Consider the following 17,762-nt stretch of genomic DNA (forward strand, 5'->3'; position numbering starts at 1 on the left):
ACGGAAGGCTCACTGCCACCGGGCGCACGACTCACAACGACCCACACCACCCGCCCCCTCCCCCCGCCTGACCGACCCAGCCCGGCGACCGGCGCACAAGGTGCGCTCCCACCGGGTGGCCCGCCCAGCCCGGTGGACGGTACCGGGCGCCCGCTCCCGCAGGGTGGGTGGCTTTCGTCGGGCGGGCGGTGGCGTCCTGCTGTCGGTGTCGATGGGCCGACCCGTGGGGAAGGGCGGCCGGTCCGCTCTTTCGTGCGGAGGCGGGCCGGGGTGTCCTCGGGGCGGTTTCTCGCCAGGGCGACCTTGTTGTCCGCTGCGTTGTCCCTGGCGGGGGCGGTTCTCGGGCTCGGGCGGGATCAGGCGCTTGCGCACTTCTTCGGGGCCGGTGCGGAGAGCGACGCGTTTCTGGTGGCCTGGACGGTGCCCGAGATGGCGTCGACGCTGCTGATCGAGGACGGCATGGCGTTCGTGCTCGTGCCCGCGTTCAGTGTCGCGCTGGCGCGGCGGGCGCGTGGTGTCGGCGGGCCCGATCCCGTGCGGGCCCTGGTGGCCTCCTCGCTGCCGCGGCTGTGCCTCGCCCTCGCCGGTACGGCCGCCGTGCTCGCGGCCGGGGCGCCGCTGCTGGTCTCGGTCCTCGCGCCCGGCCTGCCCGACCCGACCCTGGCGGTGTCCTGCACCCGGCTGACCGCGACCTGCGTACTGAGTTTCGGGCTGGCCGGGTACTTCAGCGCGGCGCTGCGGGCCCACCGCAGCTATCTCGCCCCGGGCGCGATCTACATCGCCTACAACGTCGCCATCATCGCCACGCTGTTCGTCATCGGTGAGCGCTGGGGCGTGCGTGCCGCGGCGCTCGGCGTCGCGCTGGGTGGCTGCCTCATGGCCGCCGTACAGGCACCGTCCCTGCGGCGGCGGATCGCCGGGCGGCCCGGGACGCCGCCTTCCGAGCGGACGGCGCCGCCCCCGGAACGGGCGCTCGCGTCCGGGCTCGTCTGCGCGGTCCTGCTCTTCGCGCTGTGCCGGCAGTCGCAGGTCCTCATCGAGCGCTACTTCGCCTCCGGACTGCCGGCCGGCGCCATCTCGCACCTCAACTACGCCCAGAAGGTCGCCCAGTTGCCGATGTCGCTGTCGATGATGGTGTGCGTCGTCACCTTCCCGGTGGTGGCGCGGGCCATCGCCGAGGGCGACACACGGCGGGCCCGGGACCGGGTCGAGCGGGACCTGGCGCTGATGGCCTGCCTCGTCCTGCTCGGTGCCGCGGTGGTCGTCGCCTGCGCCCCGCAGATCGTCCAGCTCCTGTTCCAGCGCGGCGCGTTCACGGCGCGGGACACCGCCGCGACCGCCGCCGTCATGCGGGTGTACGCGGTCGGGCTGCTCGGGCACACGCTGGTGGGCGCGCTCGTGCGGTCGTACTTCTCGGCCGGCCGGACCACCTGGTACCCACTGGGCGCGATGGGCGTGGGCGCGCTCGCCACCGTCGCCCTCGGCGCCTGGGCCGTCGAGCCCTGGGGGGTCCGCGGCATCGCCGGGGCCAACGCGGCCGGCATCACCCTCACGGCGCTGCTCCTGCTGCACGGCCTGGGTCCGCGCAGCGTGCCCGTGCGCGTCCGACGGGTCGTCCTCGAACTGGCCCGACCGGTGTACGCGGCCGTGTGCGCCGGCGGCGCCGGGCTGGTCTGCGCGGGGCTGTTCGCCTCGCCGGCGGCGGCCGTCGCCGCCGGCTGCGCCTGCGTGACCGCGCTCTTTCTGCTGCTGGCCTGGATTCTCGACGCGGCGGGCGCCCGGGCCCTCCTGCTTCCCGTCGCGCACGCTGTCCGTCGCTCCGTCACACGAAAGCCTCACCATGGTCGCTGACATCTCCGCCGCGCCACGCGCGGACGAACCCGCTCCCGGAACGGCCGTCAAGGCACGCCCGAAGCCGCGTCCCGCGGCCTGGGTCGCCATGTACCACTCCGTGTCCGACTGCCCGGACGACCCGTACAACGTCACCGTCACCCCCGCCCGCCTCGCGCGGCAGCTCGCCTGGATGTCCCGCCGCGGCCTGCGCGGGGTGAGCGTCCGGGAACTGCTCGCGGCGCGCGCCCGTGGCGCGGAGCGCGGCCTGGTGGGGCTCACCTTCGACGACGGGTACGCCGACTTCGTCACCACCGCCGTGCCGCTGCTGCGCCGACAGGGCTTCACGGCCACGGTGTTCGTGCTGTCCGGGCTGCTCGGCGGCGCGAACAGCTGGGAGCCGAGCGGCCCGCGCAAGCCGCTGCTCGACGTGGACGGCATCCGCGGTGCCGCGGCCGCCGGCATGGAGATCGCCTCGCACGGGCTGACCCACGTCGATCTGACCAGGGCCTCCGACGACGTGCTGCGCACGGAGGTCACCGACAGCCGGCACCGGCTCGCCGCCCTCACCGGCGGCGACGTCGACGGCTTCTGCTACCCGTACGGCTTCCTCGACGAGCGTGCCACCGCCGCCGTGCGCCGGGCCGGTTACCGCTACGCCTGTGCGATCGCCCCCGGTCCGGCCGGCTCCGGCGACTTCGCGCTCCCCCGCATCCACCTCGGGCAGGCGGACACCCCGCTGCGGCTGGAGCTGAAGCGACGGCTGGCCCGGGCCTACGGCCGCGCCCTGGAGGCGGTGTGAGGGCCCTGCACATCATCACCGGCCTCGGCGTCGGCGGAGCGGAACAGCAACTGCGGCTGCTGCTGCCCCACCTGGCCGCGGAGTGCGACGTGGTGGCGCTGACCAACCCCGGCCCGGTCGCCGCGGGCCTGACCGCCGACGGCGTACGCGTCATCCACCTCGGGATGCGCGGCAACCGCGACCTCGGCGCGCTGCCCCGCCTGACCAAGCTGATCCGCTCCGGCGGCTACGACCTGGTGCACACCCACCTGTACCGGGCCTGCCTGTACGGCCGGATCGCGGCGCGGCTCGCGGGGGTGCGGGCCGTCGTGGCCACCGAGCACTCGATCGGCGACACCCTGCTGGAGGGCCGCCCGCTGAACCCGGGCGTGCGCGCGCTGTACCTCGCCGGTGAGCGCCTCGGCCACACCACGGTCGCCGTGTCGCCGACGGTCGCCGAGCGGCTGCGGCGCTGGGGGGTGCCCGGACCCCGCATCCACGTCATCCCCAACGGCATCGACGCGCCCCGGTTCCGCTTCGACGCGGTGCGCCGCAAGGAGGCACGGGCGTTCCACGGACTGCCGGACGACGCGTACGTCGTCGGAGGTGTGGGGCGACTCGCCCCGGGCAAGCGCTTCGACCTGCTCGTGCAGGCACTGGCCCTGCTGCCCGGCGACGTATGGCTGATCCTGGTCGGCGGTGGCCCCGAGGAGGAGGCGTTGCGGCGCCTCGCCCGCGGGCTGGGTGTCGCGGACCGGGTGGTGCTGACGGGCGAGCGGCCCTGTCTGCCCGAGCCCGGCGACGCCGCCCCCGACCTGGTCGCCCTGTTGTCCGCGATGGACGTGCTCGCCTCGCCGTCGGCGGAGGAGTCCTTCGGGCTGGCCGTGGTGGAGGCGCTGGCGGCCGGGCTCCCCGTGCTGTACGCGAGCTGTCCCGCCGTCGAGGACCTGCCGCCGGGGGCGGCACCCGGTGCCCGGCGGGTGACGGGCGGCGCCGGGGCGTACGCGCGGCAACTGCTGCGGCTGCGGGCGGCGGGGCCGGGCGAGCGGACCGTTCCGCAGGCCCTGAACCGCTACGACATCGCGTGCACCGCCCGGCAGCTGATGGATCTGTACACGGCCACGGTGGCCGGCTCGACCCTGGAAGTGAGTTCCTCATGACAGACAACCCCGATCGGCGTGCCCCGCTGTCCGGCCGTGCGCGCCCCCGCCCGAAGCGGATGCCCGCGTGGGGGTGGCTGCCCGCCGGCGCGCTGCTCGGCGCGGTGGCCGGAGGCGCCTACGGTCAGCTGACGCCGCCGCAGTACACGGCGACGAGTTCCGTCGTGGCCGTGCCCGACGGCGCGACGGAGGCCGACTGCACCGACGCGCTCGGCTTCGCACAGGCGTACGGCCGGGTGGCCACGCAGCTCGCGGTGCTCGGGGACGCGCAGGTGTGGGCGGGGGTGCCGGTGTCGACGCTGCGCGAGAGCGTGGAGACCGCGACCTCGCCGGACGCGCCGATGGTCGCGGTCTCGGCGACCTCGTCGCGGCCCGGCCAGGCGGTCGACATCGCCAACGCCGTGTCCCGCGCGCTGATCACGCAGGCGGACTACACCAAGGACCGGACGGGCATCCGGCTGGAGCGGCTCGCCCGTGCCATGAAGCCCACCCAGCCGTCGTCCGCGTCACCGGCGCTGACCGCGCTCGTGGGCGCGAGCGCCGGCGGACTGCTGGGCGGCCTCGCGCTGCTGGCCCGGCCGCGGCGCGGGACGGACGACGACGGCGAGAGGGGCCGGGCGTCGGTGCCCGGCCCGGCCAACGCCGCCGAGGCCCAGGGGACGCTGGGATGACCGTGTCCGCCCGCGTGTCGCCGTCCGCCCGGGTGTCTGCGTCCACCCGCGGGTTGCCGTCCGCCGACGCCCTGTCGTCCTCCGGCGCCCTGTCGTCCTCCCGCGCGCTGTCGGTGGAGGTGTGCACCGACGAGCGCGTCTTCGCGGAGCTGGCCGGGGAGTGGGAGCGCCTGTACCGGGCGTGTCCCTCGGCGACGCCGTTCCAGAGCCATGCCTGGCTGCACTCGTGGTGGCTGTCGTACGGCAGGCCGGGCAGGCTGCGGCTCATCCTGGTGCGCGGTGGCGGCGAGTTGGTGGCGGCGGCGCCGCTGATGCGGGTGCACCGGCCGCTGCCGGCGCTGGTGCCGATCGGCGGCTCCATCACCGACCTGTGCGATGTGCTCATCGACGAGGCGGTGGCCGCGCCGGGCGCCGGGGCGCTGGCGGACGCCCTGGCCGACCTGGCCCGCACCGCCCTGATCGACTTCGGTGAGGTGCGGCCGGGCGGCGCGATGGAGCGGGTCTACCTCTGCTGGCGCGGTCCGCGTCACCGGATGCGCGACTCCGTGTGCCTGGAGTTGCCCGCCGTTCCCATGGCGGAGCTGGTCGGGCGGCTGCCGTCCCGGCGTGCCCGGCGGATCCGCAACAAGGTGAACCAGCTCGCCCGGCTCGGCATGCAGTGGCGTGTCGTGGGCCACGACGAGACCGAGGCCGCGCTGACGCGGCTGCTGGAGCTGCACCGGCTGCAGTGGCAGGACAGACAGGTCTCGCCGGAGCATCTGCGGCCGCGGTTCCTGGAGCATCTCGTCCGAGCGGTGGCCCCCCTGGCCCGGTCCGGCGAGGCCACCACGACGGAGTTCCGGCTCGACGGCACGGTGGTGGCGGTCAACATCATGCTGCTGTCGGGGCGACTGGCGGGCATGTACATGTACGGCTTCCATCCGGAGCTGCGGGAACTCAAGGTGGACGTGGCGACGATGCTGCTGAACGCGTCCGCCGAGGACCTCGCGTCCGGCGAGCGGCAGGCGCTGAGCCTGCTGCGCGGGGACGAGCCGTACAAGTACCGCTGGCGTCCCGAGCCGGTCGTCAACCAGCGTTTCCTGCTGGCCAGGCGTCGCACCGCCCCGCTGCTCGCGGCGGCCGCCGGCGAGGCGGCCGCCCGGCGCCGGGCCAAGCGGATCCTGCGCCAGGACCCCGCTCCCGCCGATCAGCGGTAGCGCTCCGCCCACTGGAGGCAGACGGTGAGCTGGCCGCCGATCTGGTGCTCCAGCCCCTGCGCGAGGTCCAGCGGCGTGCAGTGGGGCAGCTTGGAGGGCTGGGCCGCCGGTTCGGTCGCCGCCGGTGTCGGGTTCGGCTTGCCTGGGGTGGTGGGCCTGGCCGGGACGGGGACCGTCGGTCCGGGTTTCGGCCGCGGCAGGTGCGGGACGGACAGCAGGGCGCGGTACAGGGCGGAGGCACGGGGGTTGTCGGAGCACAGCCACACACCGTGCGGGCAGTAGTCGGTGATGGTGTTGTACAGCGGCTTGTGCTCGTCCATCCAGGCGAGCATGCGCAGCATGTACGTGACGTTGTCGCCGTTGCGGAACAGGCCCCATTCCGGATACGAGATCGGCTTGCCGTGCGTGCGCGCGAAGTCGACGTGGTGCTGAAGGCCGTAGGGCTCGGACACCTGCTGGTCGAAGCCGAGTCCGTACGGCTGGTCGTAGGCGTCCATGCCGATGATGTCGACGAAGGCGTCGCCGGGGTAGCACTCCGGCCAGGGGATCGCGTCCATGCCCCGGCTCGGGGCGAAGTCGAACTTGAACTTCTGGCCGGGGACCGAGCGCATCACCGTGACGATGCGCTTCCAGTACCGCTTCCAGCTGTCCGGGTCGGGGGCGCAGCGGTGGGTGTAGGTGATGCCGTTCATCTCCCAGCCGAGCACGATCACGGTGTCGGGCACGCCCAGGTCGACCAGGCGCTCGGCCAGCACCTCGAAGTGGTCGTCGAAGGCGCCGGACGCGGCACGCCGCAGCAGCCGTCTGACCTCGCTGTCGGGGACGTTCTCCTCGTTGCGCTCCATCATCGGGACGTTGAGCACGAGCATCCGGTCGGACTCGGCCCGCCGCCACTCGGCCCAGCTGTCGAGGAAGCCGTGCCCGCCCTCGATGTTGTGCCACACGTCCCCCGGCAGATAGGTGTGCCCCACCCGCACCTCATGGCCGCCGAGCCAGCGGCTGAGCTCCTTCATGCGCTTCAGGCCCGCGGGCCCGTAGTGGAGGTAAGCGCCGAAGGCGGGGCCGCGCGCGCCCGCTCCGGGTGGGGAGTGCGACGCGCCCGGAGGCGTGGGCGACGCGACGGGCTCGGCACGGGAGACCGGGCTGGAGTCGGCCCGCGGCACCGGGTGCGTCACGGGCGCGGGGCGCCGGGGGTCGGGACGGGACGCGGGGTCGGCCCCGAAGGCGGTGCCCGCGGCGAGCGCCGCCGACACGACGACCGCGGCGGTGAGGAACGCCAGTCCCTTGAGGGGGGACCGGCGACGGTCAGGGGCCATGCGTCCTCCTCGGTGTGCCTCCTCTCCCTTAGTGATACGTAGTCATATCCACCGCTCCCGCACCAATCGAGTGCGTCCGAACGGACCCTCACTTGCCGTACAGGGCCTCGATCTCGTCCGCGTACGCCGTCGTCACCGCGTGCCGCTTGACCTTCAGCGACGGGGTGAGCATGCCGTTGTCCTCGGTGAACTCGCCCTCGACCAGGACGAACGCACGGATGGACTCGGCCCGCGAGACGGCCTCGTTGGCGTAGTCGACGGCCTTCTGGACGTCCTCGCGCATCCGGGGGTCCTTGATCACCTCGGCCATCGGGTGGTCGGCGGGCAGCTTGCGGACGGCGAGCCAGTGGGCGACCGCCTCGGGGTCGAGGGTGATCAGGGCGCCGACGAAGGGGCGGTTGTCGCCGACGACGAGGCACTGGCCGATGGGCGGGCGGCTGCGCAGCCGGTCCTCCAGGACGGCCGGGGAGACGTTCTTTCCGCCGGAGGTGACGAGGAGGTCTTTCTTGCGGCCGGTGATGGTGAGATAGCCGTCCTCGTCGAGCGAGCCGAGGTCACCGGTGGCGAACCACTCGTCCCGCAGTACGGCGTCGGTCGCGGCCGGATCGTTCCAGTACGAGCCGAAGACGATCCCGCCCTTGATGAGCACCTCGCCGTCGCCGGCGATCCGGACGGCGGTGCCGGGGACCGGCTGGCCGACCGTGCCGGGGCGGGGTTTCAGGGGCGGGACGATGGTGGCGGCGGCCGTCGTCTCGGTCAGTCCGTAGCCCTCGTAGACGATGATTCCGGCGGCGTGGAAGAACAGGTTGAGGTTGCGGTCGAGCGGGGAGCCGCCGCTGATGGCGTAGCGCATGCGGCCGCCGAGTTCCTTGCGGATACGGCGGTAGACCAGCAGGTCGTACAGGGCCCAGGCGGCGTACAGGCCGAGCCCGGGACCCTTGCCCGTGCCGAGGAACTTGTTCAGGTAGGCCTCGCCGAAGCGGACGGCGACGCGGTCGGCGCGTTCGAAGGAGGCGCCGCGGCCGATCTTCTCGGCCGTCGCGCGGCCGGTGTCGTGGATCTTCTCGAAGAGGTACGGCACGCCGACGAGGAAGGTCGGGCGGAACTCCCTGAGGGCCGGGCGGAGTTCGTCGGGCTTGATGCTCGGGCAGTGGCCGATCTCGATGCGGGCCATCAGGCAGGCGATCTGCAGGGCGCGGCCGAGGATGTGGGCGAGCGGCAGGAACAGCAGGGTGGAGGCGTCCTGGCCGGTGACCTCCTTGAAGATCGGGTGCAGCAGCTCGACCGTGTTGGCGGCCTCGGCGTGGAGGTTGCCGTGGGTGAGGACGCAGCCCTTCGGCCTGCCGGTGGTGCCGGAGGTGTAGCAGACGGTGGCGATGGTGTCGGGGGTGAGGGCGGCGCGGCGCTTGGCGACCTCGTCGTCGGGGAGGTCGCGGCCGAGGGCGGTGAGGGCGGTGATCGCGCCGGCCTCCAGCTGCCATGTTCGGGGCGGCTGTGCGTGGTGTGCGGTGCCCGTCGTCACCGTCTGCGTGTTCTCTTCCGTCTCGGTGATGACGTGACGGGCGCCCGAGTCGCGGACGATCCACTCCACCTGGTCGGCGGAGGAGGTGGCGTAGATGGGCACGGTCTGGCCGCCGGCGGCCCAGACGGCGAAGTCCAGGACCGTCCACTCGTAGCGGGTGCGGGACATGACGGCCACACGGCCGCCCGGCTCCAGACCCGCCGCGATCAACCCCTTGGCCACGGCGGTGACTTCGCGGGCGAAGGCGGTGGCGGTGACGGGATGCCAGGTGGCGCCCTGCTTGCGGCGCAGGACCACGGCGTCGGGGGCCTCGGTCGCGTTGGTGTAGGGGAGGTCGGCGGTGGTGCCGCTCCTCGGGTGGGGGGCGAGGGGCGGGGTGTGGGCCTCACGGACCACTCCCCCGGCGTCCTTGACGACCTCGACCCTGACGCGGTCCATCAGGTCGGTGCGCTGCTTCGCCCGCTTCAGATCCTTGCGTACGCCCATGACGGCTCCCGGTGCCAGGTGGACTTACTCGGGAGTCAACTTACTCGTGCGTAACGGAAGGTCAATGGGTCGGCGCGCGGTGAAGGTGTGCGCGTCTGTACGTTGCCGTACGAGCACCCCCTCGGAAGGGAAACCTCGTGCACTCCCGGTCCCCGCGCTCCACGCTGGTCGCGGTCTGCGCCGACAAGGTTGCCGTGCCGCCGCCGTCCGGTCCGCGTACGGCCATGAGCTGGACGCGCTGCACGGGGCCGGGCTCGTACGGGCACTGCCCTCGGTCTGCGCGCGCTGAGCCCCCTCCGACCGGGCCTCAGTCCCGGTAGCGGTCCAGCATCCTGTCCGCGTGACCGATGGCCTCGGCGAGCTGCCGTACGTCCCGGTCCTCCGTCTCCTTCGCCAGGTCCTCGGCGTGCTCTCCGAGGTCGCGGAGGGTCGGGGCGCCGGGCAGGGAGGGCCGACGGGCCTCGCCTTCGCGCAGGGCGTCGGCGAAGTAGGCGGCGGTCGCGGTCACCTGGAACCTCGCGGAGGCGTCGCCGAGGGAGTCGTGCAGGGCGTCCGTCTCCAGGCGCCCCGACTCCTCGTGCGGGGCGCGGGTCTCGGGGTCGAGCCAGCGGACGCTCGCCGTGGCGAGGTGGCCTTCGGTGCCGGGCTCGGTGCGCACGGCGTAGAGGGCGGTGACCGTGTGGCCGGGGCCGGTCTCGCCGCCGTCGACGCTGTCGTCGCGGAAGTCGTCGTCGGCGACCTGGCGGTTGTCGTAGCCGATGAGGCGGAACTCGGCGACCGTCGCCGGGTCGAAGGCCACCTGGGCCTTCGCGTCGCGGGCGGTCAGTTCGATGGTGCGCGGGAGGTCCTCGCAGAAGACCTTGCGGGCGTCGTCGTCGGTGGAGACGTACGCCGTGTGGCCGTCGCCCCTGTCGGCCAGGCGTTCCATCAGGGCGTCGCCGTAGTCGCTGCCGACGCCGACGCCGAAGAGGGTGATGCCGTGTTCGCGGCGCTCGGACGCGATGCGTTCGAGGATGGCGTCCGCGTCGGTGTCGCCCGTGTTCGCCAGGGCGTCGGAGACCAGGACGACGCGGTTGGTGGCGCCCTCGCGCAGACCCTCCACGGCCGTCTCGTAGCCGGTCTCGACGCCGGCGCCGAGGTTGGTGGAGTCGGTGGGCTCCAGGCTGTCGATCGCGTCGTGGATCTCGTCGCGGTTGCCGTCCAGGCGGGTCATCGGCTGGACCGTCTCGGCCTCGTCGCTGAAGGTGACGAGGGCGACCGAGTCGTCGTCGCGCAGTCGGTCCGTCATGACGCCGAGGGAGTCCTTGGCCAGGTCGAGGCGGCCCGGTTCGGCCATGGAGCCGGAGATGTCGATGACGAAGGTCAGGGCGGCGGGCGGGCGTTCGCCGGGGTCCTCGGCCGGCCGGGTGGCCAGGCCCACGCGGACCAGGGACCAGTCGTCGCGGGCGGTACGGGCGCCGTCGACCGTGACCGTGAAGCCGTTGCCGTCGGGGCGCTCGTAGTCCTGGCGGAAGCTGTTGACGAACTCCTCGGGGCGGACCGTCGACGGGTCGGGCAGCCGGCCCTCGGCGAGGGTGCGGCGGGCGTAGCCGTAGGAGGCGGTGTCGACGTCCAGGGCGAAGGTGGAGAGGTGGTCGCGCTCGGGGGTGAACTCGCGCGCGTCCCCGTCCTGGTCGTCGTCCGCTCCGCCCGTGCCGCCGCCGTAGCCGTGGCCGGGGGCCGGCGCGGGGAAGCCGCCCTCCTTGCTGCCGCCGTCCGCCGCACGGCTCCCGCTGCCGCCGCCGTCGCCCCCGCCGCACCCGGTGAGCAGCAGCCCGCCCGCCGCGGTGAGCGCGAGCAGCGCCGCACGCAGCCCTCGTGTCCGGTACCGCTCCATCGTCCGTGCCCCCTTGGTCCGTTGACGTCGACACTTGCGACTGTGACGGGCCAGGGGGCCGGAACGTGCGCTACGGGGCGTTGCGGATGCGTCTCGAAGAGGGCACGGACACGGCCGACCGAGACCGGTGGGTGATCTTCCGTTGACCTACGACACGATGTCCTTGCGGGCGAAACCGCGGAAGGCCAGGGCGAACAGCACCAGCGCGTACGTTACCGACAGGGAGGTGCCCTGGATCATGTCGGACCACTCCAGTTGGGGCCGCACGGCGTCGAGCCAGGCGTACTGCCAGTGCGCGGGCAGGAAGTGGCGCCAGTCGCCGAGGGCCGTCACCTCGTCGAGGACGTTGCCGATGATGGTCAGGAACACCGCGCCGCCGACCGCGCCGAGCGGTGCGTCCGTCCGGGTCGACAGCCAGAACGCGAGGGCGGCGGTGACCAGTTGGGACACCATGATGTAGGCGACGACGATCAGCAGGCGCTGCGCCGCGGTGCCGGTGTCCAGGGCGCCGCCGGTGGGCAGCTGGAGCGGGCCCCAGCCGTAGGCCGCCGTGCCGACGGCGAGGGCGACGACCGGGAGCAGGACGAGCGCGGCCAGGCTGAGGCTCAGTCCGACGGCGAGCTTGGACCACAGCAGCCGGCCGCGGGGCACGGGCGCCGCGAGCAGATAGCGCAGGGACGACCAGCTCGCCTCCGAGGCGACCGTGTCACCGCAGAACAGCGCCACGGGGATGACGAGCAGGAAGCCCGCGGAGGCGAAGAGGTTGACCGCGGCGAAGTTGGCCCCGGACACCGTGGCCGTGTCCATGAGGTTCGTGCGGTCGTTGCCCTCGCCCGGCTGGCCGCCCACCTGGAAGGCGATGAGCAGGACGATCGGCAGGGCGAACAGGATGCCGCCCATGACCATCGTGCGGCGCCGCTTCAGCTGCCGGACCAGCTCGACCCGCACGGGCAGGGTGCGGCCCGCGCGGTAGCCGTCGGCGACCTCGACGGGCGGCTCGGCGAGCTTGCTCATGCTTCGGCTCCGATCAGGGTGAGGAAGGCGTCCTCCAGGCGGCGGTGCGGGCCGACCGACCGCACGGGCACGTCCAGTCGTACGAGGTCGGCGACCAGGCGCTGCGGGGTGCCGTCGGCGTCGAGCTGGACCAGCAGGCCCTCGTCGGCGCGGACGGCCGAGGCGACGCCCGGCAGGGCGGCGACCTTCTCGACGACGGGCTCGTCCACGGGCGTGGCCGTGCCCACCAGGAGGGTGTCGCCCGAGCCGACGATGTCCTCGACCGGGCCCGCCTGGACGAGCTGTCCGTGGTCCATCACGACCAGGTGGGTGCAGGTCTGTTCGACCTCGGCGAGGAGATGGCTGGAGACGATGACCGTGCGCCCGGCGGCGGCGTAGCGGATCATCACCTCGCGCATCTCGCGGATCTGGGGCGGGTCGAGGCCGTTGGTCGGTTCGTCGAGGATGAGCAGGTCCGGCATGCCGAGCATGGCCTGGGCGATGGCGAGGCGCTGGCGCATGCCCTGGGAGTAGGTGCGCACCGCCCGGGCGAGCGCGTCACCGAGTCCCGCGATCTGCAGGGCCTCGTCCAGGTGGGCGTCCTCGGCCGGGCGGCCGGTGGCACGCCAGTACAGCTCCAGGTTCTCCCGGCCGGACAGGTGCGGGAGGAAGCCCGCGCCCTCGACGAAGGCGCCGACACGGGAGAGCACGGGGGCGCCCGGCGCGATGGCGTGGCCGAAGACGCGGATCTCGCCGCCGTCCGGCTTGATCAGGCCCATCAGCATGCGCAGGGTCGTCGTCTTGCCCGCGCCGTTCGGACCGAGCAGGCCGAGCACCTGGCCCTTCTCCACCCGGAAGGACAGGTCCTTGACGGCGTAGCGGTCGGCGGACTTCGCATAGCGCTTGCTCAAGTCGGTGATCTGGAGCGGCACTTCGGCCAGGGCCGGGTCGGGGGCGGCGGGTGCCGCCGTCCGGCGCCGTCCGGTCGCCAGCAGGGCGAGCGCGACCAGCGCGCCGGCGATCGGCAGCCACCACACCCAGGCGGGCAGCGACGGCGGCGCGTTCGTGTCACCGAGCGCCGTCGGCACCTTCAGGTCGCCCTTCAGGGAGACGGTGTACGTCGCCGGGGCCGTCGGGGAGGCGTAGCCGAGGTCGGTGGAGGCGAGGACCAGACGCAGGCGGTGGCCGTCGTCGACCTCGTGGTCGATCGCCGGGAGGGTGATCGTGACGTCCTTGCCGGCCTTCGCGCCCTCGACCCTGATGGGCTCCACGAGCTGCGAGGGCAGCACCTGCTGGCCGCGGCCGCCCGGTCCGACGTCGTACACCTTGGCGAAGAGCACGGCGTCGTCGCTGGTGGACTTCACATGGACGGTGGCCGTCGGCGACCCGGTGATCTGGAGGTCGTCCGGGACGGGCGCCGACTCGAACGCGGCGTACTGGCCCGGGAAGTCGAGGGACACGCCGATGCCGAGCGAGGACAGCTGTTCCAGGCCGCCGGCGCTGCCGAAGCCGGGCAGGGCCGACACGGCGGGCGGGTTGGCGCCGGCCGGGTTGGCGAAGCTCTGCTCCCGTCCGGTGAGGGGGATCGAACGCGCGTCGCCCTCCAGGCCGGGGTACGTGTCCGCGCTCACGCCGCTCAGCCGGGGCTCGCCGTCTCCGGTACCGGTGCCGAGGGTGCGGGTGACGCGGAACGCGGGGCCGGTGTCGGCGGCCTTGTCGTCCTTGAGGTAGCGGTCGAACCAGGTCGTCACGCGCTCCTGGATCCGGCTCGTCTCCATGTCGCCGCCGTCGTGGCCGCCCGCGATCCAGTCGACGTCCACGGGCGCCCCGTTGGCCCGGATCGCCTTCGCGGCGGCGTCGGCCTGGTCCAGCGGGAAGAGGGAGTCGGACTGGCCCTGGATCAGCAGGGTGGGCACCTTGATGCGGTCGCCCACCGCGGACGGCGAGCGCTCCTGAAGCATCGTGCGGGCCTGCTCGTCCGGGGTGCCGGACTCGGCGACCCGGTCGTACATCTCGCAGATCTGCGTCTCGAACTTGGCGCAGCCGCCACCCGAGTTGACGAAGATGCCCGCCCAGAGCTTCTTGAACACGCCGTTCGGGAACAGGGCGTCCGCGAGGTTCCAGTACGTGATCGCCGGGGCGATGGCGTCCACCCGGTCGTCGTGCCCGGCGGCGAGCAGTGCGATGGCGCCGCCGTAGGAACCGCCGGCCATGCCGACCCGCGGGTCGCCGGCCTTGTCGAGCTCGACCTGGGGCTGCTTCGCCAGCCAGTCGAGCAGCCTGGAGACGTCGGCGACCTCGCCCTTCGGGTCGTTGAGCCCGACCTTGCCGGTCGACCTGCCGAAGCCGCGGGCCGACCAGGTCAGGACGGCGTACCCGTCCCTGGCGAGGTCCTCGGCCTGCTGCCGTACGTCGTCCTTGCTGCCGCCGAAGCCGTGTCCCAGCAGGACGGCCGGGCGGCGCCCCGAGGTGCCCGAGGTGAAGAACGAGGTGTCGATGCGCACCCCGTCCCCCGCGTCCATCACCCGGTCGGTGCTGTGCACCGGCGGCGCGTCGTCGTCGGCGACGGCCGTCCATGTACCGGCACCGGCGAGGACGACGACGGAGGCCGCGGCGGCGAGCCACCGTCGCGGCCTCCGTACGCGCCCTCGCAGTCCGGGCAGTCGAAGATCCATGCTTCAACGGTACGGGGTGAACCTGTCGGGAAGTTATCGACCGAGGGCTGATTCCCGGGCACTTCCCTGGGGGTACGGCGGGGCGATTCGTCTACCGCGTTCGTGGTAGGGCGGGTGAGAGCTCGGGCCCTGTCGTGGTCTGCGGGCTGCTCTCGTCCGCCGGTATCGACACCAGCCACCGGGTGTCCCGGCGCGGGCGAAGGTACAGCGCCCAGTACAGGGTCGCCACCGCCGTGATGCCGCCCGTCCACAGCAGGTACTCCGTCTCCTGCCGGCTCAAGATGTACACCAGCACCACGATCAGCAGCACCGGCATCGCCGGCCACAGCGGCATCCGCCACGCCTGCCCGTGCTTGTGGGCGCCTCGGCGGGCCAGCAACGCCGCCACCGCGACCAGCAGGTACATGCCGGTCACCGAGACGCCCGTGACGCCGTACAGCGTGTCGAGGTCGACGAAGCACAGGGCGGCGCCGGGGAGGCCGACCGCGAGGGTGGCGACCCACGGGGAGCCGAAGCGGCCGAGCTTGGCCAGGACGTCGTTGACCGGCTCGGGCCAGGCCCGGTCGCGGGCGGAGGCGAACAGGACGCGGGAGTTCTGGATGACCATGACGATGCCCGCGTTGATGATCGCGAGAGCCACGCAGAGGCTGACGAAGGTGCCGACCGCGGTGTTGGACCAGGCGGTGACCATGGCGCCGATGTCGCCGCCGGTCAGCTCCTCGACGTTCGAGGCGCCGAGGGTGAGGGCGACGACCGGCACCAGGATGATCACGGCGGAGATGCCGAGGGTGGCGAGGACCGTGCGGGCGACGTTGCGGCGCGGGTTCTGCAGTTCCTCGGAGAGGTAGACGGCGGTCGAGAAGCCCTGGGTGACGAAGAGGGCGATGGCGAGCCCGGAGACGACCAGCAGGGCCGTCACGGTGTCGGTGCGGCCGTCCGCGCCGGCCACCTCCAGCGAGACCAGGCCGGCGGGGCCGCGCTCGGCGTGGGCGAAGCCCAGCACCGCCACGACGGCCGCCGCGATGACCTCCAGGACCAGGAAGACGCCGGTGATCCAGGCGTTGGCGCGCAGGTCGAGCAGGCCGGCGAGGGTGGCGAGCAGCATGACTCCGGCGCCGGCCAGGGAGGGGTCGAGGTCGACGATCGGCGCGAGGTAGTCGGCCGTACCCATCGCGATCACCGGCGGCACGACCATGACGACCAGCAGCGAGAGCACGAAGACGAGCCAGCCCGCGAGCCGTCCGGCCAGCGTCGACACCATCGCGTACTCGCCGCCCGCGCTCGGGATCAGGGTGCCCAGCTCCGAGTAGCAGAACGCCACGGCGACGCAGAGCAGGGAGCCGATGGCGATGGTGAGGGCGGTGGCGGTGCCGAGCGAGCCGAACAGGTCGGGGACGACCACGAAGAGGGTGGAGGCGGGGGTGACGCAGGAGATCGTGAGCAGGGTGCCGCCGACGACTCCGATGGAGCGTTTGAGTTTCCTGGGGCTGCCGTCCGGCGCCAGGGGGAGGGCGGCGGTCTCGGCAGGGCGGAGCGTGTCGGTCATACGGGGGTTCCGATCGACTCGTACAGCGGGACTGCGCTGCATGGAACCCCGACGAAAACCAGCACGTCAATGGCCTTCTGCCTACGAAATCCGTAGACAGAAGGCCATCTCGTTGCCGTTTACGTCAGAACTGACCGTCCCTGCCGAGCTTCCGCGCCCTACGGGAACCGCAGGGCGCGGGCGCAAAAAAACCTCAGTGGTTGCGCGGGAAGCCCAGGTCGACACCGGACGGGGCGTCCGCCGGGTCCGGCCAGCGGGTGGTGACGACCTTGCCGCGGGTGTAGAAGTGCGTGCCGTCGTTGCCGTAGATGTGGTGGTCGCCGAAGAGGGAGTCCTTCCAGCCGCCGAAGGAGTGGTAGCCGACGGGGACCGGGATCGGGACGTTCACGCCGACCATGCCGGCCTCGATCTCCAGCTGGAAGCGGCGGGCGGCGCCGCCGTCCCGGGTGAAGATCGCGGTGCCGTTGCCGAACGGCGAGCTGTTGATGAGGGCCACGCCCTCCTCGTACGTCTCGGCGCGCAGCACGCACAGCACCGGGCCGAAGATCTCGTCCTGGTACGCCTTGGCGCCGGTCGGCACCTTGTCGAGGAGCGAGATGCCGATCCAGTGGCCGTCCTCGAAGCCGTCGACGGTGTAGCCGGTGCCGTCGAGGACGACCTCGCAGCCCTCGGCCGCCGCGCCCTCGACGTAGGAGGCCACCTTGTCGCGGTGGGCGGCGGTGATGAGCGGGCCCATCTCGGAGGTCGGGTCGTTGCCCGGGCCGATCTTGATCTTCTCGGCGCGCTCGCGGATCTTCTCCACCAGCTCGTCACCGATCGCACCGACCGCGACGACCGCGGAGATGGCCATGCAGCGCTCGCCCGCGGAGCCATAGGCGGCCGACACGGCGGCGTCGGCGGCCGCGTCCAGGTCGGCGTCCGGCAGCACCAACATGTGGTTCTTGGCGCCGCCGAGCGCCTGGACGCGCTTGCCGGCCGCGGAGGCGGTGGTGTGGATGTAGCGGGCGATCGGGGTCGAGCCGACGAAGGAGACGGCCTTGACGTCCGGGTGCTCCAGGAGACGGTCGACGGCCACCTTGTCGCCGTGGACGACGTTGAAGACGCCGTCCGGCAGACCGGCTTCCGCCAGCAGCTCGGCGATCTTGATGGACGCCGACGGGTCCTTCTCGCTGGGCTTCAGCACGAAGGTGTTGCCGCACGCGATGGCCATCGGGAACATCCACATCGGGACCATCGCCGGGAAGTTGAACGGCGTGATGCCCGCGACGACTCCCAGCGGCTGCCGGATCGAGGCCACGTCCACGCGGCTCGCGACCTGCGTCGACAGCTCGCCCTTCAGCTGTACGTTGATCCCGCAGGCCAGGTCGACGATCTCCAGGCCGCGCGCCACCTCGCCGAGGGCGTCGGAGTGCACCTTGCCGTGCTCGGCGGTGATCAGCTCGGCGATCGCGTCCCGGTTGGCGTCCAGCAGCGCGCGGAACTTGAACAGGATCGAGGTGCGCTGGGCCAGCGAGGACTGGCCCCAGGTCAGGTACGCCTCCTTGGCGGCGGCGACCGCGGCGTCCACCTCGTCGACCGAGGCGAACGCGACCTTCGTGGTGACCGCGCCGGTGGACGGGTCGGTGACCGGCCCGTACGTACCCGACGCGCCTTCGACGGTCTTGCCGCCGATCCAGTGGTTGACGATCTTCGTCATGCCCAGTTACTCCT

Annotated in this window: 12 protein-coding genes; 5 read left to right on the forward strand and 7 right to left on the reverse strand. The window is 72.9% G+C overall.

What is annotated here, in order from left to right; all coding sequences use genetic code 11:
• Nucleotides 1-252 precede the first annotated feature (252 nt).
• Genes ABZ078_RS07745 through ABZ078_RS07765 form a run of 5 tightly spaced genes read left to right on the forward strand, consistent with a single transcriptional unit; the run spans nucleotide 253 to nucleotide 5,638 of the window.
• Nucleotides 253-1,851 carry a lipid II flippase MurJ gene (locus ABZ078_RS07745; RefSeq protein ID WP_356572669.1) on the forward strand — a complete coding sequence of 533 codons (1,599 nt, stop codon included), beginning with the start codon at nucleotides 253-255 and terminating at the stop codon, nucleotides 1,849-1,851.
• Nucleotides 1,841-2,632, forward strand: coding sequence for a polysaccharide deacetylase family protein (locus ABZ078_RS07750; protein ID WP_356572671.1), 792 nt, complete (start codon nucleotides 1,841-1,843; stop codon nucleotides 2,630-2,632). The genes ABZ078_RS07745 and ABZ078_RS07750 overlap by 11 nt, the downstream gene beginning before the upstream one ends.
• Nucleotides 2,629-3,771, forward strand: a complete 1,143-nt coding sequence (locus ABZ078_RS07755; protein WP_356572673.1) for a glycosyltransferase — start codon at nucleotides 2,629-2,631, stop codon at nucleotides 3,769-3,771. The genes ABZ078_RS07750 and ABZ078_RS07755 overlap by 4 nt, the downstream gene beginning before the upstream one ends.
• Complete coding sequence (locus tag ABZ078_RS07760) at nucleotides 3,768-4,442, forward strand: lipopolysaccharide biosynthesis protein (RefSeq protein ID WP_356572675.1); 675 nt, start codon at nucleotides 3,768-3,770, stop codon at nucleotides 4,440-4,442. Before ABZ078_RS07755 ends, ABZ078_RS07760 begins: the two co-directional genes overlap by 4 nt.
• On the forward strand, nucleotides 4,439-5,638 hold the full coding sequence (locus tag ABZ078_RS07765) for a GNAT family N-acetyltransferase (protein WP_356572676.1): 1,200 nt from the start codon (nucleotides 4,439-4,441) through the stop codon (nucleotides 5,636-5,638). Before ABZ078_RS07760 ends, ABZ078_RS07765 begins: the two co-directional genes overlap by 4 nt.
• Here the strand turns inward: ABZ078_RS07765 and ABZ078_RS07770 are convergent.
• The 7 genes from ABZ078_RS07770 to mmsA form a co-directional block, all read right to left on the reverse strand.
• The gene (locus ABZ078_RS07770; RefSeq protein WP_356572678.1) at nucleotides 5,629-6,954 is read right to left on the reverse strand and encodes a glycosyl hydrolase; all 1,326 of its coding nucleotides are present in this window, start codon (nucleotides 6,952-6,954) and stop codon (nucleotides 5,629-5,631) included. The genes ABZ078_RS07765 and ABZ078_RS07770 overlap by 10 nt on opposite strands.
• An 88-nt stretch (nucleotides 6,955-7,042) precedes the next feature.
• Nucleotides 7,043-8,962: a long-chain fatty acid--CoA ligase gene (locus tag ABZ078_RS07775; protein ID WP_356572680.1), complete on the reverse strand. Its 1,920-nt coding sequence runs from the start codon at nucleotides 8,960-8,962 to the stop codon at nucleotides 7,043-7,045.
• Nucleotides 8,963-9,269: 307 nt separating this feature from the next.
• A complete protein-coding gene (locus tag ABZ078_RS07780; RefSeq protein ID WP_356572682.1) occupies nucleotides 9,270-10,838 on the reverse strand; it encodes a von Willebrand factor type A domain-containing protein in 1,569 nt (522 codons plus the stop codon).
• 147 nt (nucleotides 10,839-10,985) lie between these two features.
• Nucleotides 10,986-11,852 carry an ABC transporter permease gene (locus tag ABZ078_RS07785; protein WP_356572684.1) on the reverse strand — a complete coding sequence of 289 codons (867 nt, stop codon included), beginning with the start codon at nucleotides 11,850-11,852 and terminating at the stop codon, nucleotides 10,986-10,988.
• Nucleotides 11,849-14,506, reverse strand: a complete 2,658-nt coding sequence (locus tag ABZ078_RS07790) for a CocE/NonD family hydrolase (protein ID WP_356572686.1) — start codon at nucleotides 14,504-14,506, stop codon at nucleotides 11,849-11,851. The genes ABZ078_RS07785 and ABZ078_RS07790 overlap by 4 nt, the downstream gene beginning before the upstream one ends.
• A 91-nt stretch (nucleotides 14,507-14,597) precedes the next feature.
• Nucleotides 14,598-16,052, reverse strand: a complete 1,455-nt coding sequence (locus tag ABZ078_RS07795) for an APC family permease (RefSeq protein WP_356572687.1) — start codon at nucleotides 16,050-16,052, stop codon at nucleotides 14,598-14,600.
• A gap of 193 nt (nucleotides 16,053-16,245) precedes the next feature.
• On the reverse strand, nucleotides 16,246-17,748 hold the full coding sequence (mmsA, locus tag ABZ078_RS07800) for a CoA-acylating methylmalonate-semialdehyde dehydrogenase (RefSeq protein ID WP_356572689.1): 1,503 nt from the start codon (nucleotides 17,746-17,748) through the stop codon (nucleotides 16,246-16,248).
• Nucleotides 17,749-17,762: the final 14 nt, after the last annotated feature.

Source organism: Streptomyces sp. NPDC006385, assembly GCF_040612485.1.
GTDB lineage: Bacteria > Actinomycetota > Actinomycetes > Streptomycetales > Streptomycetaceae > Streptomyces.